Annotated in this window: 18 protein-coding genes and 1 tRNA gene; 16 read left to right on the forward strand and 3 right to left on the reverse strand. The window is 70.0% G+C overall.

Annotated features, from left to right (window positions below):
• Nucleotides 1–43: 43 nt before the first annotated feature.
• Both lgt and ACSP50_RS08630 read left to right on the forward strand, forming a co-directional pair.
• Entirely contained in the window at nt 44–1,240 is a 1,197-nt protein-coding gene (gene lgt / locus ACSP50_RS08625; RefSeq protein WP_014688780.1) for a prolipoprotein diacylglyceryl transferase, read from the forward strand.
• 29 nt (nt 1,241–1,269) lie between these two features.
• On the forward strand, nt 1,270–2,460 hold the full coding sequence (locus ACSP50_RS08630) for an NAD(P)/FAD-dependent oxidoreductase (protein WP_014688781.1): 1,191 nt from the start codon (nt 1,270–1,272) through the stop codon (nt 2,458–2,460).
• A gap of 326 nt (nt 2,461–2,786) precedes the next feature.
• Here the strand turns inward: ACSP50_RS08630 and ACSP50_RS08635 are convergent, their stop codons facing one another.
• Nucleotides 2,787–3,656 (reverse strand): GNAT family N-acetyltransferase, encoded by an 870-nt coding sequence (locus ACSP50_RS08635; RefSeq protein ID WP_014688782.1) that lies wholly within the window; start codon nt 3,654–3,656, stop codon nt 2,787–2,789.
• Nucleotides 3,657–3,847: 191 nt separating this feature from the next.
• On the opposite strand from ACSP50_RS08635, the gene gltB reads away from it, so the two are divergent.
• The 4 genes from gltB (at nt 3,848) to ACSP50_RS08655 (ending at nt 12,451) form a co-directional block, all read left to right on the forward strand.
• Complete coding sequence (gene gltB, locus ACSP50_RS08640) at nt 3,848–8,401, forward strand: glutamate synthase large subunit (protein ID WP_014688783.1); 4,554 nt, start codon at nt 3,848–3,850, stop codon at nt 8,399–8,401.
• The gene (locus tag ACSP50_RS08645; protein ID WP_014688784.1) at nt 8,394–9,863 is read left to right on the forward strand and encodes a glutamate synthase subunit beta; all 1,470 of its coding nucleotides are present in this window, start codon (nt 8,394–8,396) and stop codon (nt 9,861–9,863) included. The genes gltB and ACSP50_RS08645 overlap by 8 nt, the downstream gene beginning before the upstream one ends.
• 270 nt (nt 9,864–10,133) lie before the next feature.
• Nucleotides 10,134–11,573, forward strand: a complete 1,440-nt coding sequence (pyk, locus tag ACSP50_RS08650; protein WP_014688785.1) for a pyruvate kinase — start codon at nt 10,134–10,136, stop codon at nt 11,571–11,573.
• On the forward strand, nt 11,570–12,451 hold the full coding sequence (locus ACSP50_RS08655; protein WP_014688786.1) for an acyl-CoA thioesterase II: 882 nt from the start codon (nt 11,570–11,572) through the stop codon (nt 12,449–12,451). Before pyk ends, ACSP50_RS08655 begins: the two co-directional genes overlap by 4 nt.
• 86 nt (nt 12,452–12,537) lie before the next feature.
• On the opposite strand, the gene ACSP50_RS08660 is transcribed toward ACSP50_RS08655, so the two are convergent.
• Both ACSP50_RS08660 and ACSP50_RS08665 read right to left on the reverse strand, forming a co-directional pair.
• The gene (locus ACSP50_RS08660) at nt 12,538–13,380 is read right to left on the reverse strand and encodes an HdeD family acid-resistance protein (protein ID WP_014688787.1); all 843 of its coding nucleotides are present in this window, start codon (nt 13,378–13,380) and stop codon (nt 12,538–12,540) included.
• A 317-nt stretch (nt 13,381–13,697) separates the two neighbouring features.
• Nucleotides 13,698–13,774 (reverse strand) — tRNA-Leu (locus ACSP50_RS08665).
• Between the two features lie 131 nt (nt 13,775–13,905).
• On the opposite strand from ACSP50_RS08665, the gene ACSP50_RS08670 reads away from it, so the two are divergent.
• The 10 genes from ACSP50_RS08670 to polA all read left to right on the forward strand — a co-directional run bounded on the left by ACSP50_RS08670 (nt 13,906) and on the right by polA (nt 25,089).
• Nucleotides 13,906–14,526 (forward strand): ANTAR domain-containing response regulator, encoded by a 621-nt coding sequence (locus ACSP50_RS08670; RefSeq protein ID WP_014688788.1) that lies wholly within the window; start codon nt 13,906–13,908, stop codon nt 14,524–14,526.
• A gap of 208 nt (nt 14,527–14,734) precedes the next feature.
• A complete protein-coding gene (locus ACSP50_RS08675) occupies nt 14,735–15,898 on the forward strand; it encodes a branched-chain amino acid ABC transporter substrate-binding protein (protein ID WP_014688789.1) in 1,164 nt (387 codons plus the stop codon).
• Between the two features lie 82 nt (nt 15,899–15,980).
• Nucleotides 15,981–16,931 (forward strand): branched-chain amino acid ABC transporter permease, encoded by a 951-nt coding sequence (locus ACSP50_RS08680; RefSeq protein WP_014688790.1) that lies wholly within the window; start codon nt 15,981–15,983, stop codon nt 16,929–16,931.
• Nucleotides 16,928–18,055, forward strand: coding sequence for a branched-chain amino acid ABC transporter permease (locus ACSP50_RS08685; RefSeq protein ID WP_014688791.1), 1,128 nt, complete (start codon nt 16,928–16,930; stop codon nt 18,053–18,055). Before ACSP50_RS08680 ends, ACSP50_RS08685 begins: the two co-directional genes overlap by 4 nt.
• A gap of 110 nt (nt 18,056–18,165) precedes the next feature.
• Nucleotides 18,166–18,921: an ABC transporter ATP-binding protein gene (locus ACSP50_RS08690; RefSeq protein WP_052311885.1), complete on the forward strand. Its 756-nt coding sequence runs from the start codon at nt 18,166–18,168 to the stop codon at nt 18,919–18,921.
• Nucleotides 18,911–19,621 carry an ABC transporter ATP-binding protein gene (locus ACSP50_RS08695; protein WP_014688793.1) on the forward strand — a complete coding sequence of 237 codons (711 nt, stop codon included), beginning with the start codon at nt 18,911–18,913 and terminating at the stop codon, nt 19,619–19,621. Before ACSP50_RS08690 ends, ACSP50_RS08695 begins: the two co-directional genes overlap by 11 nt.
• 32 nt (nt 19,622–19,653) lie before the next feature.
• A complete protein-coding gene (locus tag ACSP50_RS08700) occupies nt 19,654–20,556 on the forward strand; it encodes an ABC transporter substrate-binding protein (RefSeq protein WP_014688794.1) in 903 nt (300 codons plus the stop codon).
• 13 nt (nt 20,557–20,569) lie between these two features.
• On the forward strand, nt 20,570–21,577 hold the full coding sequence (locus ACSP50_RS08705) for an amino acid ABC transporter permease (RefSeq protein WP_014688795.1): 1,008 nt from the start codon (nt 20,570–20,572) through the stop codon (nt 21,575–21,577).
• Nucleotides 21,578–21,582: 5 nt separating this feature from the next.
• Entirely contained in the window at nt 21,583–22,335 is a 753-nt protein-coding gene (locus tag ACSP50_RS08710; RefSeq protein ID WP_043513767.1) for an amino acid ABC transporter ATP-binding protein, read from the forward strand.
• A 54-nt stretch (nt 22,336–22,389) separates the two neighbouring features.
• Entirely contained in the window at nt 22,390–25,089 is a 2,700-nt protein-coding gene (gene polA / locus ACSP50_RS08715; protein WP_014688797.1) for a DNA polymerase I, read from the forward strand.
• Nucleotides 25,090–25,147: the final 58 nt, after the last annotated feature.

The raw sequence follows: 25,147 nt of genomic DNA on the forward strand, positions 1-25,147 counted from the left end.
CCCGGGGCATTGCCAACGAGTCGCGCGACGGTAGCCTGCACCCGTGAACTTCGCCCTCATCCCCAGTCCCACCACGTCGGTGTGGCACCTGGGCCCGTTGCCGATCCGGGCCTACGCGCTCTGCATCATCGCCGGCATGGTCGTCAGCACCCTGCTCATGGAGCAGCGGCTGCGTCACCGGGGTGTCGCGCCCTGGGTGTCGCTGGACCTGGTGGTGTGGGCGGTGCCGTTCGGCATCATCGGCGCCCGCATCTATCACCTGATTACCTCGCCGCAGGACTACTTCGGCTCCGGTGGTGACCCGGTCCGCGCCCTGTACATCTGGGAGGGCGGCCTCGGCATCTGGGGTGCGGTGGCCGGCGGCGCGCTCGGCGCGTGGATCGCGGCTCGCCAGATCGGCCTGCCGCTGAGCATCTTCGCCGACTCGCTCGCCCCGGCCCTGCCGATCGCGCAGGCCATCGGTCGGTTCGGCAACTGGTTCAACAACGAGTTGTACGGCAAGGTCACCACCGCGCCGTGGGGCCTGCAGGTGCACGAGATGGACTCGGCCAACCCGGGGCACGCCTCGCAGGTCGACGGCCAGCCGATCACGCTGCCCGACCTCTACCACCCCACCTTCCTGTACGAGGCGATCTGGGACCTCGGCGTCGGCGGCCTGGTGTGGCTGCTGGACCGGAGATTCAAGTTCGGTCGGGGCCGGGCCTTCGCCCTGTACGTGATGGCATACACCGCGGGCCGCTGCTGGATCGAGGCGTTGCGCACCGACGAGGCGAACCACTTCTTCGGCATCCGGCTCAACGTCTTCACCTCGATCGTCGTCTTCCTCGGCGCGCTGATCTACTTCATCGTGGTGCGTGGCCCGCGGGCGTACGCGGTGCCGATCGACGCCCCGGACACCGAGCCGGTCGCCGCCGCCCCCGCCGCTTCCGCCGCTGAGGGCGGGGTCTCCACCGTCGACGTCGACGCCACCCCGGCGGTGAAGAAGGCGCCGGTCGCCTATCAGATCGTCACCGAGGACCGTTTCCGGGCGTACCAGGAGACCGGCGTGCTCCCTCCGGAGACCACCGCCGGTCATGACGACTCCGCGCCGCAGGCAACGCCGGTGGTCGACCGCGCCGACGAGCCCGCCTCGTCGGCGGCCCCGGCGGCTCCGGTGGTCGATCGTGCGGACAGGTCGGGCGAGCCGGAGGAGCCCGCCGGGCCGGTGGAAACGGCCGACCGCCCCGCCGGCGACCGCTGACCGGCGGATCGCGGAAAGGCGAGCGGCGCATGCGGACGGCCGTGGTGGTGGGCGCGGGACCGGCCGGTCTGGCCACGGCCGGCGCGCTGGCGCGCACCGGCTGGCAGGTCACGCTTGTGGAGCGCGCCGAGCGGATCGCCGCCCCGCCCACCGCCGTGGTCCTCTGGCCCAACGGCCGCCGTGCCCTGGACTCGCTCGACCCGGACGGTGCCTGGTCGGCCTCGGCCGCCCCGCTGCCGGACGGCGGCGTCCGCCGCCCGGACGGCCAGTGGCTGGTGCCGCCCCGCCAGCGGACCGGCGCCGGCGGCCCGGCCCCGGCCGTGGCGCACCTGGAGGACCTTTACGACGCGCTGGTCGCGGGCCTCGGCGACACCGAGATCCGGACCGGTTTCGAGGTGACCACGGTCCGCACCGGCCCGCGGGACCGCCCGGCGGTCGGTGACGGCCGCACCCTGATCGAAGCCGACCTGCTGGTCGCCGCGGACGGCATCGACAGCCGGATCCGCGCCGCGCTGGCGCCGGAGTCGGTCGCGGTCGGTTCCGGTTTCGCCGCCTGGCAGGCGGTCATCCCGGGATACCGGGTGCCGCGACTGATCGGCGGCCGGGCGCTGGGCGGCGAGACGCTCGGCGCCGGATACCGTTTCGTCAGCATCCCGCTCGGCGCGCACGCCGCCGGCAAGGGCGGCATCTACTGGGTCGCGACGGCGGCCGGTGCGGCCCGCCCGGAGCCGCCGGCCACCCAGCTCGCCCTGCTGCAGCGGTGGTTCGCCGGCTGGCACGAGCCGGTCGGTGAGCTGCTGTCGCTGACCCGGCCGGAGGAGCTCGTCCCGCAGGGTGTCCGCGAGCTGCGGCCGCTGCCCCGCACCTACGCCTTTCCCAGTGGTCCGGGCGGCGTCCTGCTGATCGGTGATGCCGCGCACGCCATGCCGCACCACCTGGGTCAGGGCGCGTGCCTCGCCTTCGAGGACGCGGCGACCCTGCGCGCGCTGCTGGCCGACGCCGCGCCGGGGGAGGCGCTGCTGCGGGCGATGGCCGGATACACCCGGCTGCGGCAGCCGCGGACCACGACCGTGGTGCGGCAGAACCGCCGGATGTCCGCGGTGGTCCAGGCTCGGGGGCGGCTGGCGCTGCGGGCCCGGGACGCCGCCCTGAACCACATGCGCCCCCGCATCCTGGGGCGCACCCTCGACCCGGTGTCGGACTGGTCGCCACCGGACTGATCCGGAGTCGTCCGGCCCGGACCGGTGGCCTGGAGGGGTGTGTGCCATGCGGCCAGGATCCCCGCTTCGCGTCCGGCCCGCCCGGACCCTGTGGACAACGCGACGGGCCGTGAAGCCGGTTGTCCACAGGTGGATCGAGAGCCGAACTTCGTACGCTGCAAAGCCGGCCATGGCCGAAGATTCTTAGGCTAGAGCCCCGCTATGCTTCCGAATTCTGGGACGAATGATCCACTTCACAGTCGTTTTCCCGGCCGCCGCGGGAGAGGGCGGCGCGCCGGTAGCCGCGGATCGATCTCAGAAGTTGGGAAGTGTGAGCCATTCCCCGATCACAGCGGCGCCGCCGCCGGTTCGGCGATGCAGGCCGTCCCGATCCGCCGGAAACCCACCCGCGTGTACAGCCGCGCCACGTCGTCGTCGCCCGCCGAGAGGAAGACCAGCTCGACGCCGCGGCCCAGCAGATTCCGGGCGAGCGTCGCGGTGAGCTGGGACGCGTAGCCGCGCCCGCGCGCGGCCGGCAGCGTCGCCACCCCGGCGATCTCCGCCACGTCGCCCACCCGCTGACTGATCCCGGTGGCCAGGGTGCCCTCGGCCGGCGACTCGACGACCGCCATCTCGTAATCCCCGCCGGCCAGCATCTCGCGCGTCTGCCGCACCTGCTCCTCGCTGACCCCCAGGCCCGCCGCGGCATCCCGTTCGGTACCGCCCGCACCGTCGATGACCAGGGCGACCTCGGCCGGGGTGCGATACGCCGGCGCGGCGAAGGCGAGCCGCGCGACGGCCCGCGAGGCGGCCAGCCGGGCGGCCAGATCGGGGTCGTCGGGGTCCAGCAGCCGGATCGTCGCGCCGGGCACCGGCAGGTCCGGGACCAGGGCCTGCGGGTCGAGGCTGAGCAGCGGCGCGAGCAGCACCTCCAGGCCGGCCGACCGGGCCACCGCGAGCAGGTCGGGGGTGGTCTCGTGAACCCACTCGAAGGACTCCGGGACGCCCAGCTCCCGCTGCCGGGCGCGGGCCGCGGTGAGGTCGGCCGCGGAGGGGGTGGGCGCGCCGCGGCGGGGCCGGGCATAGTAGGGCCAGCCCTCGCCGTCGCGGACGAAGAGCACCAGGGAACCGATCTCCTCGGTCCGCGCCCACGGCCGGGGCAAAGCATCGTAGAACTGTTCGAGCCGGTCGAAGTGGTCGGATTCCGCTCGTGCCATCGCGCGAGACTACCGGCCGCCGGTCCGGCTGTGCTATTCAGTTCGTCCACACAATGCCGAGATCCCGGCGCAAGGTGTGATCAATCCGCACCTGGCGGAGATCAGTGTCTCTTAACGTAGACTCAAGAGACTTTGCAGGGCCGACGTCGTCCCGACCTTGATCCGAAACACCAGAGACGACAGGAGGCCCGGTGGCATATCCGCATCCCCAGGGGTTGTACGACCCGGCGTTCGAGCGTGACGCCTGCGGCGTGGCCTTTGTTGCCGACATTCACGGCCGTCGTAGCCATGACGTGGTTGCCAAAGGCCTGTCGGCGCTCATCCGCCTGGACCACCGGGGCGCGCGTGGCGCCGAGCAGAACACCGGCGACGGTGCCGGGATCATGATTCAGGTCCCGGACGAGTTCTACCGCGCGGTCACCGATTTCGACCTGCCCGAGGCGGGCGCCTACGCGACCGGTCTGGCATTCCTGCCGACCGATCCGGATGAGGCGGCCCGGGCGATCAAAGTCTTCGAGAAGTACGCCCTGGTCGAGGGCGGCGATCTGCTCGGCTGGCGCGACGTCCCGGTGAACCCCGCCGATCTGGGCGCCACCGCCGAGGACGCGCGCCCGGCCATCCGCCAGGTGTTCCTGGCCGCGCACCGGCTGGTCGACTCGCCGGCCGGGCGGGCCGGCGAGCGCCTGACCGGCATCGAGCTGGACCGGGTGGCGTTCTGCATCCGCAAGCAGGCGGAGCGGGAGAGCTCGCAGCGCGGCGTCGCGGCGTACTTCCCGTCGCTGTCCTCGCGGACGATCACGTTCAAGGGCATGCTCACGCCCGAGCAGCTGCCGGAGTTCTTCCCGGACCTGACCGACGAGCGGGTCACCAGCGCGATCGCCCTGGTGCACTCCCGGTTCTCGACGAACACGTTCCCGTCCTGGCCGCTGGCGCACCCGTACCGGCTGATCGCGCACAACGGCGAGATCAACACGATCCGCGGCAACAAGAACTGGATGGCCGCCCGCGAGGCGCTGCTGTCCACGCCTAACCTGCCGGGCAACATCAAGCGGCTGTTCCCGATCAACTCGCCGGAGGCGTCCGACTCGGCCAGCTTCGACGAGGTGCTGGAGCTGCTGCACCTGGGCGGTCGCAGCCTGCCGCACGCGATGCTGATGATGATCCCGGAGGCGTGGGAGAACGACCCGGGCATGGACCCGGCGCGGCGTGCCTTCTACCGCTTCCACGCGAGCCTGATGGAGCCGTGGGACGGTCCCGCCGCGGTCGCCTTCACCGACGGCACCGTGATCGGCGCGGTGCTGGACCGCAACGGCCTGCGCCCGGGCCGCTGGTGGCACACCCGGGACGGCCTGGTCGTGCTCGGCTCCGAGGCCGGGGTGATCGACCTGGACCCGGCCGACGTGGTCGCCAAGGGTCGCCTGCAGCCCGGCAAGATGTTCCTGGTCGACACCGCGGCCGGACGGATCGCGCACGACGACGAGATCAAGGCCGAGCTGGCCGCCGCCGAGCCGTACGCGGAGTGGCTGCACGCCGGGCTGATCGAGCTGGCCGACCTGCCGCCGCGCGAGCACGTGATCTACACGCACGACTCGGTGCTGCGCCGCCAGCAGGTGTTCGGGTACTCCGAGGAGGAGCTGAAGATCCTGGTCGGCCCGATGGCCCGCAGCGGCGCGGAGCCGCTGGGCTCGATGGGCACGGACACCCCGATCTCGCCGCTGTCCAGCCGGCCGCGCCTGCTGTTCGACTACTTCCACCAGCTGTTCGCGCAGGTCACCAACCCGCCGCTGGACGCCATCCGGGAGGAGTTGGTCACCAGCCTGGGCACCACGATCGGCCCGGAGGCGAACCTGCTCAAGCCCGGTCCGGCCAGCTGCCGTCAGGTGGTGCTGCCGTACCCGGTGATCGACAACGACGAGCTGGCCAAGCTGCTCTCCATCGACGAGGACGGCGACCTGCCCGGCTTCAAGGCGGTCCGGGTCTCCGGCCTGTACCCGCTGCGCGACGGCGCCGCCGGGATCAAGGCCCGGCTCACCCAGATCTGCCGGCACGTCTCCGAGGCGATCGAGGACGGCGTCCGGATCCTGGTGCTCTCCGACCGGGACTCCAACGCCGACCTGGCGCCGATCCCGTCGCTGCTGCTCACCGCCGCGGTGCACCAGCACCTGGTGCGCGAGCAGACCCGCACCCAGGTGGCCCTGGTGGTGGAGTCCGGTGACTGCCGCGAGGTGCACCACGCGGCGGTGCTGATCGGCTTCGGGGCGGCCGCGGTCAACCCGTACCTGGCCTTCGAGAGCGTCGACGACCTGATCGCCACCGGCGCGCTGGCCGGCATCGAGGCGCGCAAGGCGGTCCGCAACTACGTCAAGGCGCTCGGCAAGGGCGTCCTGAAGATCATGTCGAAGATGGGCATCTCCACGGTGTCCTCGTACTGCGGCGCACAGGTGTTCGAGGCCGTCGGCCTGGACAACAAGCTGCTCCAGCGGTATTTCGCGGGCACCTCGGGCCGGATCGGCGGGGTCGGCCTGGCCGAGATCCACGCCGAGGTCAAGGCGCGCCACGAGAAGGCGTACCCGGCGAACCCGGCCGAGCGGGCGCACCGCCGCCTCGAGGTCGGCGGCGAGTACCAGTGGCGCCGCGAGGGTGAGATCCACCTGTTCAACCCGGAGACCGTCTTCCTGCTGCAGCACGCCACCCGCAGCAAGCAGTACGACGTGTTCAAGCGCTACACCAGCAAGGTCGACGAGCTGGCCGGCGCCGCGGGTTCGTTGCGCGGGCTGTTCCGGTTCGACAGCGACCGTACGCCGGTTCCGATCGACGAGGTCGAGCCGGCCGCCGAGATCGTCAAGCGGTTCTCCACCGGCGCGATGAGCTACGGCTCGATCTCCGCGGAGTCGCACGAGACCCTGGCGATCGCGATGAACCGGCTCGGCGCCAAGTCGAACACCGGCGAGGGCGGCGAGGACGTCGAGCGCCTGTACGACCCGGAGCGGCGCTCGGCGATCAAGCAGATCGCGTCCGGCCGCTTCGGTGTGACCAGCGAATACCTCGTCAACGCGGACGACCTGCAGATCAAGATGGCGCAGGGCGCGAAGCCCGGCGAGGGCGGCCAGCTGCCCGGCAACAAGGTGTGGCCGTGGATCGCCAAGACCCGGCACGCCACCCCGGGCGTCGGCCTGATCTCGCCGCCGCCGCACCACGACATCTACTCGATCGAGGACCTGGCGCAGCTGGTCCACGACCTGAAGATGGTCAACCCGGCCTCCCGGGTGCACGTCAAGCTGGTCTCCGAGATCGGCGTCGGCACGGTCGCGGCGGGGGTCGCCAAGCTCAAGGCCGACGTCATCCTGATCTCCGGCCACGACGGCGGCACCGGCGCGTCCCCGCTGAACTCGCTCAAGCACGCCGGCACCCCGTGGGAGCTGGGCCTGGCCGAGGCGCAGCAGACCCTGCTGCTGAACAAGCTGCGGGACCGGGTCACCGTGCAGGTCGACGGCCAGCTCAAGACCGGCCGGGACGTGGTGGTCGCGGCCCTGCTCGGAGCCGAGGAGTTCGGTTTCGCGACGGCGCCGCTGATCGTCTCGGGCTGCATCATGATGCGGGTCTGCCACCTGGACACCTGTCCGGTCGGCATCGCGACGCAGAACCCGGTGCTGCGCGAGCGGTTCACCGGCAAGCCGGAGTTCGTCGAGAACTTCTTCCTCTTCCTCGCCGAGGAGGTCCGTGAGCTCCTCGCCGAGCTGGGCTTCCGCAGCATCGAGGAGGCGATCGGGCACGCCGAGATCCTCAACGTGACCGAGGCGATCGACCACTGGAAGGCCAAGGGTCTCGACCTGGCGCCGATCCTGTACGTTCCCGAGCTGCCCGAGAACGCGGCCCGCCGCGGCGTGGTGGCCCAGGACCACGGCCTGGAGAAGGCTCTGGACAACGAGCTGATCGCGCTGGCCCAGCCGGCCCTGATCAAGGGCAAGCCGGTCCGTGCCGCGCTGCGCACCCGTAACGACCAGCGCAGTGTCGGCGCCATGCTGGGCGGCGAGGTGAGCCGGCGCTACGGCGGCAACGGCCTGCCCGACGACACCATCGAGTTCACCCTGCGGGGCACCGGTGGCCAGTCGTTCGGCGCCTTCCTGCCGCGCGGTGTCACCCTGCGGCTGATCGGCGACAGCAACGACTACGTCGCCAAGGGCCTGTCCGGCGGCCGGGTGATCGTCCGGCCGGCCGAGGACGCGCCGTTCACGGCGGAGGACAACACCATCGCCGGAAACACGATCCTGTACGGAGCGACCGCGGGCGAGCTGTTCCTGCGCGGGCGCGTCGGCGAACGGTTCGCCGTCCGCAACTCCGGCGGCGCCGCGGTCGTCGAGGGCGTCGGCGACCACGGCTGCGAGTACATGACCGGTGGCACGGTGGTGGTGCTCGGCCCGATCGGGCGCAACTTCGCGGCCGGCATGAGCGGTGGCAAGGCGTTCGTGCTCGACCTGTTCCAGGATCTGGTGAACCCGGAGCTGGTCGACCTCGCGCCGCTGACCGACGAGGAGCGCGACACGCTGCGCTCGTTGGTCGAGAAGCACCACGCGGAGACCGAGTCGGCGGTGGCCGAGCGTCTGCTCAAGGACTGGCCGGCCGCGGTCGAGCGGTTCACCGCGGTGGTGCCGCGCGACTACAAGCGTGTGATGGAGCTGATCAGGACCGCCGAAGCCGCCGGTCACAACGTGGACGAGGCGGTCATGGGGGTCACCGGTGCCTGATCCGAACGGTTTCCTGCGCTACGAGCGCCAGCTGCCCCGGCGGCGTCCGGTCCCGGTGCGGATCATGGACTGGAAAGAGGTCTACCCGCCCGCGGGCGAGGAGCTGATCCGCGACCAGGCCACCCGCTGCATGGACTGCGGCATCCCGTTCTGTCACGACGGCTGCCCGCTGGGCAACCGCATCCCGGACTGGAACGACCTGGTGCGCACCGGGGCGTGGGACGCGGCGATCGAGTCGCTGCACGCCACGAACAACTTCCCGGAGTTCACCGGCCGGCTCTGCCCGGCGCCGTGCGAGGCGGCCTGCGTGCTGGGCATCGCCGACGACCCGGTGACGATCAAGCAGGTCGAGGTCGAGATCGCGAACCACGCGTTCGCGCGGGGTCTGGTGCCGCAGCCGGCGCCGGCCGCGTCCGGCAAGTCGGTCGCGGTGGTCGGCTCCGGCCCGGCCGGTCTGGCCGCCGCCCAGCAGCTGGCCCGGGCCGGGCACGCGGTCACCGTCTACGAGCGGGACGACCGGATCGGTGGCCTGCTGCGCTACGGGATCCCGGACTTCAAGATCGAGAAGCACGTGATCGACGAGCGGCTCGCCCAGATGTCCGCCGAGGGCGTGGAGTTCCAGACCGGCGTCGAGGTGGGTGTCGACATCACCGCCGACGACCTGCGCGAGCGGTACGACGCGGTGCTGCTCGCCGCGGGCGCGCTGGCCGGCCGGGACACCCCGGAAACCCCGGGCCGCCACCTCAACGGCGTGCACCTGGCCATGGACCACCTGGTCCCGGCCAACCGGATCGTCGCCGGCCTGCAGGACACCACGCCGATCGACGCCAAGGGCAAGCACGTGATCATCATCGGCGGCGGCGACACCGGGGCGGACTGCCTCGGCGTCGCGCACCGTCAGGGCGCCGCCTCGGTCACCCAGCTCGACCAGTACCCGCTGCCCCCGGAGTTCCGCACCGGCGTCAAGGACCCGTGGCCCACCTGGCCGGTCATCCTGCGCAACTACGCGGCGCACGAGGAGGGTGGCGACCGGGTCTTCGGCGTCGCGGTCCAGGAATTCGTCGGCGACGCGGACGGCAACCTGGTCGCGATCCGGCTGGCCGAGGTGTCGGTGCGCCGGATCGACGGGGTCCGCACGGTCTCCGTGGTCCCGGGTTCGGAGCGCGAGCTGCGCGCCGACCTGGTGCTGCTGGCGATCGGCTTCGAGGGCACCGAGGACCAGCCGCTGCTGGCCCAGTTCGGGCTGACCCGCAACCGGCGCAACGTGCTGGACGCGGACGCCGGCTGGCAGACCGGGGCCGAGGGGGTCTTCGTGGCCGGCGACATGCACAAGGGCGCGTCGCTGATCGTGTGGGCGATCGCCGAGGGCCGGTCGGCCGCGTCGGCGATCCACGACTACCTGGGTTCGGCGGGGGAACTGCCCGCACCGGTCCGCTCCGACCAGCAGCCCCTGTCGGTCTGAGTCGACGTTCACTGCGGCCCGTCACCCGAAAGCGCGGGTGACGGGCCTCTTTGTGCAGGTCGGCTCCTTGATCGACGTACCCGGAAAGGTGTTGTGGCATGTGACGGCGGTCGCCGGAAGGCGACCGATAAGCTGGTCCGGCGGTCGCTGAAGCCCGCGGACGACGTAGCGTTCCCGTGTTTTCCCGGGTTTACCTCGCCGTCGACACCCGCAATTCATGCCGAGGACGGGGGTCGCTCGCCGAGCCGCCCCAGGAGAAGGACTAGCCTGATGGCCGTGACACGCCGCGTAAAAATCGTCTGCACGATGGGCCCCGCCACCAAGTCACCCGAGCGGATGCTCGGCCTGGTCGAGGCGGGCATGAACGTGGCCCGGATGAACTTCAGCCACGACACCCGGGAGAACCACCGGGAGATGTACGAGCTGGTCCGGTCCGCCGCCACGCAGGCCGACCGCCCGGTCGCCATCCTCGCCGACCTGCAGGGTCCGAAGATCCGGCTCGGCAAGTTCGCCGACGGCCCGCACCGTTGGGAGACCGGTGACCGGGTCGTCATCACCAGCGACGACATCCTCGGCACCAAGGACCGGGTCTCCTGCACCTACACGCCGCTGCCGCTGGAGGTCAAGGCGGGCGACCGGCTGCTGATCGACGACGGCAAGGTCGCCGTCGAGGTCACCGGCGTGGTCGACGGCAAGGACATCCAGTGCCTGGTGACCGAGGGTGGCCCGGTCAGCAACAACAAGGGTGTCTCGCTGCCGAACGTCGCGGTCAGCGTCCCGGCGATGAGCGACAAGGACGAGGAGGACCTGCGCTTCGCCCTGAAGCTCGGCGTCGACCTGGTCGCGCTCTCGTTCGTCCGCTCGCCGGAGGACATCAAGCTCGTCCACAAGGTGATGGACGAGGAGGGCCGCCGTGTCCCGGTGATCGCCAAGGTGGAGAAGCCGGAGGCGGTCGACCACCTGGAGGCGATCGTGCTGGCCTTCGACGGCGTCATGGTCGCCCGCGGTGACCTCGGGGTCGAGCTGCCGCTGGACCAGGTCCCGCTGGTGCAGAAGCGCGCCGTGCAGCTGTGCCGGGAGAACGCGAAGCCGGTCATCGTCGCCACCCAGATGCTCGACTCGATGATCGAGAATTCCCGCCCCACCCGCGCCGAGGCCTCCGACGTGGCCAACGCGGTGCTCGACGGCGCCGACGCGGTGATGCTCTCCGGCGAGACCAGCGTCGGCAAGTACCCGGTGCTCACGGTGAGCACGATGGCCAAGATCGTGGCCACCACCGAGGGCGGCGGCCTGGGCGTGGCCCGGCTGCAGCACGACCCGAAGACGCACGGTGGCGCGCTCACCATCGCCGCCTCGCAGATCGCCCGCAACATCGGCGCCAAGGCGCTGGTGGCCTTCTCGCAGACCGGCGACACCGTGCGCCGTCTCGCCCGGCTGCACTGCGACCTGCCGCTCTACGCGTTCACCCCGGTCTCCGAGGTGCGCAACACGCTGGCCCTGAGCTGGGGTGTGGAGACCTTCCTGACCGACTTCGTCGAGCACACCGACGACATGTTCCGCCAGGTCGACGCGAAGATGCTGGGCCTGGGCCTGGCCAAGCCGGGCGAGTACGTGGTCGTCGTGGCCGGCTCCCCGCCGAACGCCCCGGGTTCCACCAACACCCTGCGCGTGCACCAGCTGGGCTCCCTCGTGGACCCGTCCGCCGTATGACGCAGCAGCCTCTGCAGGGCCAGGCCGCCGTCGACCAGCTTCTGGAGATCCTCGACCTGAAGCAGGTCGACGCGGCCACCTTCACCGGGGACAGCCCGCAGACCGGTGCCCAGCGCGTGTTCGGCGGCCAGGTCGCCGGGCAGGCGCTGGTCGCCGCCGGCCGCACCGTCGATCCGGCCCGCATCGTCCATTCACTGCACGGCTATTTCGTACGACCCGGGGACCCGACCGAGCCGATCACCTTCCACGTGGAGACGATCCGGGACGGGCGCTCGTTCTCGGTCCGCCGGTCGACCGCCCAGCAGTACGGTAAGACGATCTTCTTCATGTCGGCGTCGTTCCAGGCGCTCGAGGACGGTCTCGACCACCATGAGCCGGCCCCGTCCGGGGTGCCCGCCCCGGAGGACGTGCCCACCATGCGTGACTGGGTGGCCCGGTATCCGAGCCGGCGGGCCGCGTTCAACGCCAGCCCGCAGGCGGTCGACGTGCGATACGTCGGCCAACCCGGCTGGGTGCCGCCCGGCGACCGGGATGCCGAGCCGCAGCAGCGGGTCTGGATGCGGATCGACGGCAGGTTGCCGGACGACCCGCTGATCCACGCCTGCGCGCTGACCTACGCCTCCGACCTGTCGCTGCTGGACGCGGTGCTGTCCTATCACGGCGAGGTGTGGGGGCCCGGTGGAGTGGTCGGCGCCAGCCTCGACCACGCGCTCTGGTTCCACCGCACGTTCCGGGCCGACGAGTGGTTCCTCTACGACAGCGCCAGCCCGTCGGCCGGCCGCTCCCGTGGCCTGGCCAGCGGGCGGATGTTCACCCGTGACGGCCGGCACATCGCCTCGGCCGTCCAGGAAGGCCTGTTGCGCCGCGTCGGCGCCTGACCCGTCCACTGGTGCTCCGCCGGTGGCGGATCCGGCCTGGCGACCGGCCGACTTGCGATCCACCACCGGCGGAGCCGGGGACTTTCCTAGTGACCGCCGGCGGATTTCTCCGGCGCGGCGGCGTTCTCGATACCCTCCAGCGTGTCGGGCGCCGGCGGCAGGTCCTGGATGTCCGGAGCCTTCTTCTTCGGCACCCGGGGCCCGGTGATCCCGGCCTCGGCCAGCATCCTGTCGAGGTCGGCGGTGGTCCGCACCACCTGGTCGTGGAACGACTCGGTGGCGCCCTGCCTCGCCCGGTGTTTGGGCCCCTCATAGTCGGCGTGCCCGGCGGAGTAGCCGGTCAGCCCGGTCGCCCGTTCCGGCGGCAACTCCAGCAGGTCCCGGCCCTTGGCCGCGATCTCCCGCAGCCGCAGGGCGGTGACCAGGTCGGCGATCGCCCGCAACACCCCCAGCGCGCCGAGGATCACCACGATCGTCTGCGCGCCGCGGGCCAGCGGGCTCGCGGCCAGGAATCCGAGGGCGGTCTCCAGCACGCCGACCGTGACCACCAGGCTCCACACCCGGTCGACGCCCCGTGTCATGATCCCGACAGCCACGTCGACGGCGCCGCGGACCAGCAGATACCAGCCGATCAGCGAGGCCGTGGTGGTCCAGCCGGTGTCGTCGCTGAGCAGCATCACCGTCCCGGTCGCGGCGAACAGCACGGTCAGCACCGCGTTCAGCCACCAGGTCCGGGTGCCGGCCAGTGCGCGCAGCCCCTCGCAGACCGCGCCGAACAGCACGATCGGGCCGGCCACCCGGGCCAGGTCGGTCGGTTCCAGACGCAGCACGCTCCAGCCGACGACCAGCCACGCGGCCCCGGCGAACATCAGGAACCCCCACATGCCCGCCCGCGCGGCGGTCAGTGGTGAGGAACCGGACCACAACATGAGGCCTCCCGTGATGCTGTCCCTGCCATGACAGCACCCGGGGCAGGCGACGGCGGGGCGAACGCTCAGATTGGCCAGGGCCGGCCGACGATTATGGGACGCTTTTCGGACGGGGTGACCGCGTACCGGAAAATTGCCGGACCGGGCCGCGGCCCGGCGCAGAAAAGGCTTTTCCCGGATGATCGCGGCGTTGTGTTTCCGGTGTGTCCCACGCCATCCCCGACGGCAGTGCTGACGTCCCTGAATGTTTCGGCGAGATGTGTCGCGTATCACCGATGAATGCGCGACTCGCCAGCGGCGGCGCGAGGTGGTATTTCTGGTGTCCCCGGTGGGATTCGAACCCACACTGAATGGATTTTGAGTCCATCGACTCTGCCGGTTGGTCTACGGGGACAGGTCATTGGGCGGCACCGCTGGAAGCGGTGATGCCAAGCTCAGCGAGAGACAGCCTACCTACTACGCTGAGGACGGTGACACCCAGATACCGGGGTGTCGCGTCAGAAGAGGTTTGGGGGAAGAGGTTCCGTGGCCGACACGCAGGCTGGCGCCGAGCGCAGGCGGGTGCTCATCGCCGAGGACGAGGCCCTGATCCGGTTGGATCTCGCCGAGATGCTCGTCGAGGAGGGCTACGACGTCGTCGGTGAGGCCGGTGACGGTGAGACGGCCGTCCGGCTGGCCGAGGAGCTGAAGCCCGACCTGGTGATTCTGGACATCAAGATGCCGATCATGGACGGCCTGGCCGCCGCCGAGCGGATCGCCGGCGGGCGGATCGCGCCGGTCGTCATCCTCACCGCGTTCAGCCAGCGGGACCTGGTCGAGCGGGCCCGGGCCGCCGGCGCGATGGCCTACCTGGTCAAGCCGTTCCAGAAATCCGACCTGGTGCCGGCCATCGAGATCGCCCTCTCCCGGTACTCGGAGATCGCCGCCCTGGAGTCCGAGGTCGCCGGCCTCACCGACCGGCTGGAGACGCGCAAGTCGGTCGAGCGCGCCAAGGGCGAGCTGATGACGAAGTACGCGATGACCGAGCCGCAGGCCTTCAAATGGATCCAGCGCACCGCGATGGATCACCGGATGACCATGCGCGAGGTAGCAGACCGGATCCTCGCCGAGGGACAGGAATCCGGCGGCGCTCCTCAGCCGAGTTGACCTTGACAGGCAGCCGCTCGTAACACTCTCCTCGTGCATCCGATCACCGGACGTAACGGTTCGGTGAAAGCCGGTTCGAACGCTATCCACCCGTGACTCACCTGGGATAGCGTCCCGCCCCATGACGGGCCGACGGCACCGCGGGGTTGGCAAGAGCCAATCCGGGTGCGGTGGCCCGGTGGGTTCGGTTATGAGGAGGGTTCCAACCTTGAAGCAGGTTCTCGCGCGTGCGATCGGCGGGGTGGCCCTGATCGGCCTGCTCGCCGGTACTGCAGCTTGTAACAAGGATACGAGCAGCGACACGGCGTCAGGTTCGAACTGCGGCTACAAGCTCGCGTTCTTCGGCGCGCTCACCGGTTCGGCCGCCAACCTCGGCGTGAACATCGAGCACGGTTTCGAGCTGGCCGTGAACCAGTACAACGAGAAGAAGGGCTCGACCTGCATCACCGTCGAGAAGTTCGACTCGCAGGGCGCGGCTGAGGTGGCTCCCGGTGTGGCCCGGAAGCTGGTCACCGACAAGAAGATCCTCGGCATCGTCGGCCCGCCGTTCTCCGGCGAGTCCGAGGCCGCCGACCCGATCTTCCAGGAGGCCGGGATCCCGACGATCACCCCGTCGGCGACCCGCACCTCGCTGTCGACCAAGAACTGGAAGATCTTCCACCGCGCCGTCGCCAACGACGACGCGCAGGGCCCGGCCGCCGCGTCCTACATCAAGGACGTCCTGAAGGCGCAGAAGGTCTTCGTGGCCGACGACCAGTCGGCGTACGGCGCCGGCCTGGCCGACGTGGTGAAGACCAAGCTGGGCAGCCTGGTCGTCCAGTCGGACAAGACCGAGGGCGACGGCAAGCAGGCCGACTTCTCGGCGCTGGTCCAGAAGGTGACCTCGAGCGGCGCGACCGCGTTCTTCTACGGTGGCTACTACACCAACGCCGGTCTGATCCGTAAGCAGCTGACCGGGGCCGGTTGGAAGGGCACCCTGCTCGGCGGCGACGGCATGAAGGACCCGGGCCTGGCCAAGGCGTCCGGCAACGCCGCCGCGGTCGGCACCGTGGTGACCTGCCCCTGCTCCCCGCCGGAGCAGGCGGGCCAGGACTTCAACAACGCCTACAAGACCAAGTGGGGCGAGGCCGCGGGCACGTACTCGGACGTCGCGTTCGACGCCGCGAACATCCTCCTGCAGGGCATCGACGCGGGTAACACCACCGCGGACAAGCTCAACACCTACCTGTCGACGGTGAACTACAAGGGCATCGCGAACACGTACAAGTGGACCGACAAGGGCGAGCTCGACCCGACCCTGATCAAGGTCTGGGCCTTCAAGTTCGACGAGTCGGGCGACACCAAGGCCGACCAGGAGATCAAGGCCTCCTGATCGCTTTGCGGTAACTCTCTGTAGGGCCGGTGTGGCCGGATGATCTCCGGCCGCACCGACCTCGTCGTTTTGGAGCCCACTTGTGAATGTTTCCGGTCTGATTCAGAACTTCGGGCCGCTGACGATTACCGGCCTTGCGCAGGGCGCCATCATCGCCCTGTTCGCCCTGGGCTACACCCTCGTCTACGGCGTGCTCCGGCTGATCAACTTCGCCCACTCCGAGGTCTTCCTCCTCGGCACCTACGCCTGTCTCATCGTCTGGGGCTGGCTCGGCCTCGACCAGAACTCGGCCACCCCGTCGGTCGGCGGGGTCCTGCTGTACCTGGTCATCGGGCTGGTCGTGGCGATCGTCGCCTCCGGTCTCACCGCGCTGGCGGTCGAGCTCGTCGCGTACCGGCCGCTGCGCAAGCGCAACGCCCCCCCGCTCGCCTTCCTGATCACCGCGATCGGCGCCTCGCTGGTCATCTCCGAGGTGGTCGGCGTGGCCACGCACCGCAATCCGCGCGGTGTGCCCCCGCTGATCCAGCCGAAAGACGTGATCAGCATCGGCAACACGCACATCACCAACCTGCAGCTCCTGATCATCGGGCTGGCCCTGGTGATGATGTTCCTGCTGGACCGCTTCATCAACACCTCCCGGCTGGGTCGTGGCATCCGGGCGGTCGCACAGAACCCGGACAGTGCCGCCCTGATGGGCGTCAACAAGTCCCGGGTGATCGCGCTGGTCTTCCTCCTGGGCGGCCTGATGGCCGGTATCGCGGCGGTGATGTACGACCTGAAGATCGGCGTCACCAAGTACGACGCCGGCTTCCTGCTCGGGATCGAGGCGTTCACCGCCGCCGTCCTGGGCGGCATCGGCAACCTGCGCGGCGCGCTGCTCGGTGGCCTGCTGCTGGGCCTGCTGCAGAACTACGCGGCCGGCCTGTTCGGCACCCAGTGGTTGCACCTCGCGTCGTTCGTGGCGCTGGTGCTGATCCTGCTGTTCCGCCCGACCGGTCTGTTGGGTGAGTCTCTCGGGAGGGCGCGCGCATGAGTGCCGTCGCTGACAAGCCGGTCACCGGCACCCCCAAGCCCAGCCGCCAGCTGCGCGGCTGGCTGGGCCGGCAGCCCGCTCCGGTGCGCTGGGCCGTGATCCTGGGCTTCGTGGTCCTGGCCTACCTGCTGCCGTACGTCGACCGGATTCCGGGGATCGGGCCGCAGATCGTCACCACCGGCGTGGACTGGCCCACCGCCCTGTTCGAGATGTCGTACTACGTGCTGCTGGCCCTGGGCCTGAACGTGGTGGTCGGCTTCGCCGGCCTGCTCGACCTGGGCTACGTCGGCTTCTTCGCGGTCGGCGCCTATGTCACGGCGCTGCTCACCTCGCCGGACAGCGTGCTGCACACGCAGTACGGCTGGCTGGTCGCGATCCCGGCCTCGCTGGCCGTGACGATGCTGGCCGGTGTCCTGCTGGGCTGGCCGACCCTGCGCCTGCGGGGTGACTACCTGGCGATCGTGACGCTCGGCTTCGCCGAGATCATCCGGATCATCGCCACCAGCGCCACCTGGGCCCGTGGTGACCGCGGTTTCTCCAGCATCCCGCACCCGCCGGGCAAGCTCTCCGACGGCAGCCCGCTCTTCGGGGTCACCGACGCCATCCCGTACTTCTGGCTCGGTTTGTCCGTGGTGATCCTGGTCGTGCTGGGAGTACGCAACCTCGACCGCAGCCGGGTCGGCCGCTCGTGGCTCGCGATCCGCGAGGACGAGGAAGCCGCCGAGATCATGGGCGTGCGGACGATCAAGTTCAAGCTGTGGGCGTTCGCGATCGGCGCGTTCATCGGTGGCCTGGGCGGCGTGCTGTTCTCCGGCGAGACCGGCTTCATCAACTCGCAGACGTTCGTCCTGCAGTTCTCGATCCTGGTGCTGGCCGGCGTGGTCATGGGTGGCTCCGGCAACATCGCCGGCGCGATCCTCGGTGGCGCGCTGATCTCGTACATTCCGAACCGCCTGCGCGGCATCCAGGACCCGGTGTTCCACACCGACCTGTACGAGTACCGCTTCGCCCTGTTCGGCGCGATGATCATCTTGATCATGGTGGTGCGGCCGCAGGGTCTGATCCCGAGCCGTCGCCGCGCGATGGAGCTCAAGGACCGGGAGAAGGAGGCCGCGCCGCAATGAGCGAGCCGCACATCGAGACGCCCGAAGAGGCCGATCGGGCCAACAGCGAGCCGGTCTCCTTCAGCAAGCCCGACCCGGACGTCAAGCCGGCCGGCGACGTGCTTTTGGAGATGGACGACGTCACGCTGCGCTTCGGCGGCGTCGTGGCCCTCAACGGGATCAGCTTCGCCTTGCGCCGCGGTGAGATCTTCGGTCTGATCGGCCCGAACGGCGCCGGCAAGACCACCTGCTTCAACGCGATGACCGGTGTCTACAGCCCGACCAGCGGTCAGATCCGCTTCCAGGGCCAGTCGCTGATCGGCAAGAAGAAGCACGAGATCACCCGCGGCGGGATCGCCCGGACGTTCCAGAACGTCCGGCTCTTCCCGGAGATGACCGCGCTGGAGAACGTGATGGTGGGTGCCGACGCCCACTTCAAGACCAGCGTGCTCAGCGCCCTGTTCCGGCTGCCCCGCTTCTGGCGGGAGGAGCGCGAGGGCCGGGCCAAGTCGCTGGAACTGCTCCGCTTCGTCGGCATCGCGCACCGGGCCGGCGAGGTCAGCCGCAACCTCTCCTACGGCGAGCAGCGCCGCCTGGAGATCGCCCGCGCGCTGGCCACCAACCCCACCCTGCTCTGCCTGGACGAGCCGGCCGCCGGCTTCAACCCGGCGGAGAAGGAGGACCTGCTCAACCTGATCCGGAAGATCCGGGACTCGGGCGTCACCGTGCTCCTCATCGAGCACGACATGCGCCTGGTGATGGGCGTCACCGACCGGATCGTCGTGCTCGAGTTCGGCAAGAAGATCGCCGAGGGCACGCCGGCCGAGGTGCGCGACAACCCGGCGGTCATCGCCGCCTACCTGGGGGTGCCCACCGATGCTGCTTGAGCTGAAGGACATCACGCTGCTGTACGGGCGGATCCAGGCCCTGCACGGCATCAGCCTGACCGTGGGCCAGGGTGAGATCGTCGCGCTGATCGGCGCGAACGGCGCGGGCAAGTCGACCACCATGCGGGCGATCTCCGGCCTGCGCCCGGTCGCCCAGGGTTCGATCATGTTCGACGGCGAGGACATCACCAAGCTGCGCGCCGACCTGCGGGTGGTGCGCGGGGTGTCGCAGTCGCCGGAGGGCCGCGGGGTCTTCCCCGGCATGACGGTGCGCGAAAACCTGGAGATGGGCGCCTACACCCGGCGCAACCGTGCCGAGATCAATGAGGACATGGAGCGGGCCTTCACCCTGTTCCCCCGGCTCAAGGAGCGGGAGAAGCAGGTCAGCGGAACGATGTCCGGCGGCGAGCAGCAGATGCTCGCGGTCGGCCGGGCGCTGATGAGCCGGCCCAAGCTGCTGCTGCTCGACGAGCCGTCGATGGGCCTCGCGCCGATGCTGATCCAGCAGATCTTCGACATCATCGTGGAGATCAACCAGCAGGGCACCACGGTGCTGCTGGTCGAGCAGAACGCGCAGCAGGCGCTCTCCCGGGCGCACCGGGCGTACGTGCTGGAGACCGGCCGGATCGTGAAGCAGGGCACCGGTCAGGAGCTCCTGCACGACCCCGCGGTCAAGGACGCCTACCTCGGCGTCGCCTAACCATCTGCACAACCCCCCCTCTAGGAGTACCCATGTTCCGCATCACCCCCGGCCGGCGGGCGATCCTCGGTGTGGCCGTGGCGGCGGCGCTCACCGTGTCGCTGTCCGCCTGCGGCAAGGAGACCGACACGAGCAGCGGCTCGGCTGCCGCGCCGAGCGCCTCCACCGACACCTCGCTCGCGGGTAAGGTCCCGGCCGACATCAAGGCGGCCGGCAAGCTGGTCATCGGCACCGACTCGTCGTACGCGCCGAGTGAGTTCCTGGACACCGACGGCAAGACGGTCACCGGTTTCGACGTCGACCTGTTCAACGCGGTCGGCCAGAAGCTGGGCCTGACCACCGAGTGGCAGTCGGCCACCTTCGACAGCATCATCCCGGGCGTCAGCAGCGGGAAGTACACCGTCGGGGTGTCGTCGTTCACGATCAACCCGGACCGCCTCAAAGTGGTCAACATGATCTCCTACTTCTCGGCCGGCACCCAGTGGGCCGCCAAGGCGGGCTCCACGCTGAGCCTGGACGACGCGTGTGGCAAGAAGATCGCGGTGCAGACCGCGACCGTGCAGGTGGACGACCTGACCGCCCGGTCGAAGAAGTGCACCACGGCGGGCAAGGCCAAGATCACCGTGGACCAGTACCAGAAGCAGTCGGACGCCACCAACGCCGTGGTCACCGGCAAGGACGAGGCTATGCTGGCCGACTCCCCGGTGGTCGCCTACGCGGTCAAGCAGACCAACGGTCAGCTGGCGCTGCTCGGCGACATCTACGACTCGGCGCCGTACGGCTACGTCGTGGACAAGAAGCAGACCGAGTTCGCGAACGTGATCGCCGAGGCGGTCAAGTCGCTGATCGCGGACGGCACCTACAAGACGATCCTCGACAAGTGGGGCGTCGCGGCCGGCGGGATCACCACTCCCGCGGTGAACCCGGCGAGCTGATCGTCGCCCGGGCATGACACAAGCGACAGAGTCCGAGCGGGCACGGCCGGCAGCGATCAAGGCCGTGCCCGTCCGGCATCCCGGCAGGTGGGCGGCGATCGTCGTCCTCATGGTGCTGGTCGCCATGTTCCTGCATCTGATCATTACGAACCACGCGTTCAACTGGTCGTTCATCTTCTCCTCGTACGCCCCCGGCAAGCGCGGCGTGATGTTCACCGAGCCGGTTCTGGAGGGTCTGCGGGGCACCATCCTGCTGACCATCCTGTCGATGTTGATCGGCGTCACCCTGGGCGTCGTGATCGCGATCATGCGGCTCTCGCCGAACAAGGTGCTGTCCTCGGTCGCCTGGGCCTACACCTGGTTCTTCCGGGCCGCGCCGCGCCTGGTGCTCGCGGTGATCTTCGGCAACCTGAACATCCTGTGGAGCCGGATCGGCTTCGGCCTGCCGTTCGACCGGCAGATCGGCCGGCTGTTCGGGATCGACAACTTCGACGGCCAGTTCTTCAGCATCAGGTCGGTCGACCTGCTCGCCGGGTTCGTGGCCGGCATGATCGCGCTCGGGCTCTCCGAGGCGGCCTACATGGCCGAGATCGTCCGGGCCGGCATCCAGTCGATCGACACCGGGCAGTCCGAGGCCGCCGTGGCCCTGGGCATGTCCCGTGGCCAGGTGTTGCGCCGGGTGGTGCTGCCGCAGGCGATGCGGGTGATCGTGCCGCCGACCGGCAACGAGGTGATCGCGATGGTCAAGGACACCTCGCTGGTGGCCTACGTGCCGGTGGCCGGGGAGCTGTTCTTCCAGCTCACCCAGGTCGAGGCACGGACCTTCATCGTGCTGCCCTGCCTGGTGGCCGCGCTGATCTGGTATCTGATCATCTGCAGCGTGCTGATGATCGTCCAGTTCTTCGTGGAACGGCACTTCGGCAAGGGGTACGGCGCGGCCGGACAGGCCCGTCAGCGGCTCCGGGACATCCAGGTGGAGCAGGGTGGCCGGATGACCGTCACCGGGGAGGGGGCGCCGTGACCGAGATGGTGCGTGCGGAGAACGTCCACAAGTCCTTCGGGGCTCTGGAGGTTCTCAAGGGTGTCGATCTGGTCGTGCCGCAGGGCGGGGTGAGCTGCGTGCTCGGCCCGTCCGGGTCCGGCAAGTCGACCTTCCTGCGCTGTATCAACCACCTGGAGAAACTCAACGCCGGCCGGATCCTGGTCGACGGCGAGCTGGTCGGTTACCGGGAGCGTGGCGGCAAACTGCACGAGCTGGGCGAGCGTGAGGTCGCCCGGCAGCGGCAGTCGATCGGCATGGTCTTCCAGCGCTTCAACCTCTTCCCGCACATGACCGTCCTGGACAACGTCATGGAGGCCCCGTGCCGGGTCAAGGGGGAGAACAAGGGTGAGGTGCGCGAGCGCGCCCTGTCCCTGCTCGACCGGGTCGGCCTGGCCGCCAAGGTCGGCAACTACCCGGGGCAGCTCTCCGGCGGTCAGCAGCAGCGGGTGGCGATCGCCCGGGCGCTGGCCATGCGGCCCAAGGTGATGCTCTTCGACGAGCCGACCAGCGCCCTCGACCCGGAACTGGTCGGTGAGGTGCTCGAAGTGATGAAGGGCCTGGCCCGGGACGGCATGACGATGGTCGTGGTGACCCACGAGATCGGTTTCGCCCGTGAGGTGGCCGACGAGGTGGTCTTCATGGACGGCGGCGTGGTGGTGGAGAAGGGCGCTCCGGCCGAGGTGATCACCAACCCGCAGCAGGAGCGGACCAAGGCGTTCCTCAGCAAGGTGCTCTGAAGCGGGCGGGGCGGTCGCCGTTTCTGTCGTACGGTCGGTCTAGAGTTCCTGGACGTGAGCGACGACGCGACGACCCCCCGCCTGCTGCTGCTGGACGGCCACTCGCTGGCCTACCGGGCCTATCACGCGCTGCCGGTGGACAACTTCTCCACGGTCACCGGGCAGGCCACCAACGCGGTGTTCGGCTTCACGTCGATGCTCATCAACATGCTGCGCGACGAGAAGCCGACGCACATCGTGGTCTCCTTCGACCTCTCCCGGAAATCGTTCCGCACCGAGAGATACGCGGAATACAAGGCCGGCCGCTCGGAGACCCCGGCGCCGTTCCAGGGCCAGGTCAGCCTGATCCAGGAGGTGCTGCAGGCGCTGCGCATCCCGGTGGTCACCAAGGAGAACTACGAGGCCGACGACGTCATCGCCACCCTCGCCACCCAGGCCCGCGCGGCCGGCATGGAGGTGCTGATCTCCTCCGGCGACCGGGACGCGTTCCAGCTGGCCGACGAGCACGTCACCATCCTCTACCCGGTCCGCGGCGTCTCCGAGGTCTGGCGGATGACCCCCGAGGCGATCGAGGCGAAATACTTCGTGCCGCCGTCGCGCTACCGGGACAAGGCCGCCCTGGTCGGCGAGAGCAGCGACAACCTGATCGGTGTCCCCGGCGTCGGGGACAAGACCGCCGCCAAGTGGATCAATGAGTACGGCGGCCTCGACGGCGTCATCGCCCAGGCCGACAAGATCAAGGGCAAGGCCGGCGAGAGTCTGCGCGCCCACCTCGCCGACGTGATCCGCAACTACGACCTCAACGCTCTGGTGTGCGATCTGGAGCTGCCGCTGCGTCCCGAGGACGTCCGCTGGACCGGGTGGGACCGCGAGGCCGTGCACCAGGTCTTCGACGCGCTCGAGTTCCGCGTCCTGCGCGAGCGCCTCTACTCGTACCTGGAGGCCGTCGAGCCCGAGGCCGAGTCCGGCTTCGACCTGGAGGCCCGCGTGCTGCGCGCCGGCGAGGTGGCCGGCTGGCTCACCGAGCACGCCGCGGCGGCTCCGGTCGGCGTCGCCGTGACCGGCGCCTTCGGCCGCGGCACCGGCCAGGTCACCGGCATCGCGGTGGCCACCGGCAGCGGTCCGGCCGCCTGGTTCGACCCGGCCGCGCTGGACGAGGCGGACGAGCAGGCGGTCGCCGCCTGGCTCGCCGACCCGGCCCGGCCCAAGGTCATCCACGACGCCAAACCGGCGCTGCTGGCCTTCCGCGCGCACGGCTGGGAGCTGGCCGGCGTCACCACCGATACCGCGCTCGCCGCCTATCTGGCCAAGCCCGACCAGCGGGGGTACGACCTGACCGACCTCGCCCTGCGCTACCTCAAGCGCGAGCTGAAGGTCGACGCTCCCGACAACGGCGGCCAGCTGGCCCTGTCGTTCGGTGACGAGGCCGAGGACACCGCCGCCGAGGAGGGGGTGATGCTGCGCGCCCGGGCCACCCTCGACCTGGCCGACGTGCTGATCGCCGAGCTCTCCCAGGACGGCGGCGAGTCGCAGCGCCTGCTCGCCGAGGTGGAGCAGCCGCTCTCGGTGGTGCTCGCCGAGATGGAGGGCAAGGGCATCGCCGCCGACACGGAGTATCTCTCCGAGCTGGAGTCCACCTTCGGCGCCGAGGTGAAAGCCGCTCAGCAGGCCGCCCACGAGGTGCACGGCCGGGAGTTCAACCTGGGCTCGCCCAAGCAGCTGCAGGAGATCCTCTTCGTCGAACGCAACCTGCCCAAGACGAAGAAGATCAAGTCCGGCTACACCACCGACGCGGACGCCCTGCAGGACCTGTTCGCCAAGACCGAGGACCCGCTGCTCGCCCACCTGCTGCGCTACCGCGACATGGCCAAGCTCAAGTCGACGGTCGACGGGCTGCTCAAGTCGGTCTCCGACGACGGGCGCATCCACACCACGTTCAACCAGACGGTCGCCGCCACCGGCCGGCTCTCGTCCACCGACCCCAACCTGCAGAACATCCCGATCCGCACCGAGGAGGGCCGGCGGATCCGCCGCGCGTTCGTCGTCGGCGGTGGGTTCGAGCAGCTGATGACCGCCGACTACAGCCAGATCGAGATGCGGATCATGGCGCACCTGTCCGAGGACGCGGCGCTGATCGCGGCGTTCAACTCGGGCGCCGACTTCCACGCGGTCACCGCGTCGTCGGTCTTCCAGGTGGAGCTCGGCGAGGTCACCGCCGATCAGCGCCGCAAGATCAAGGCGATGAACTACGGCCTGGCGTACGGGTTGAGTTCCTACGGCCTGTCCAACCAGCTCACCATCTCCAACGACGAGGCCAAGACGCTGATGGAGGAGTACTTCCAGCGTTTCGGCGGCGTCCGGGACTACCTGCAGTCGGTCGTCGCCCAGGCCGGCAAGGACGGGTACACCGCGACCATCCTCGGCCGCCGGCGCTACCTGCCCGACCTGAGCAGCGACAACCGGCAGCGGCGCGAGATGGCCCAGCGGATGGCGCTGAACGCGCCGATCCAGGGCTCGGCCGCCGACATCATCAAGGTCGCGATGCTCAAGGTCGACGCGGCGCTGCGGGCTTCCGGGCTGACCTCCCGGATGCTGCTGCAGGTGCACGACGAGCTGGTCTTCGAGGTGGCGCCGGGGGAGCGGGAGCCGCTGGAGGAGCTGGTCCGGCGGGAGATGGGCGGGGCCTACCCGCTCGCGGTCCCGCTGGAGGTGTCGGTCGGTACCGGCCGCGACTGGAACGGTGCGGACCACTAGCCACTTTTGTGCTCGTTCGGGGGTCTCCGGCACTTTTCGGTGACCCGGAGGCCTCGGA

This window comes from Actinoplanes sp. SE50/110, from assembly GCF_900119315.1.
Lineage (GTDB): Bacteria > Actinomycetota > Actinomycetes > Mycobacteriales > Micromonosporaceae > Actinoplanes.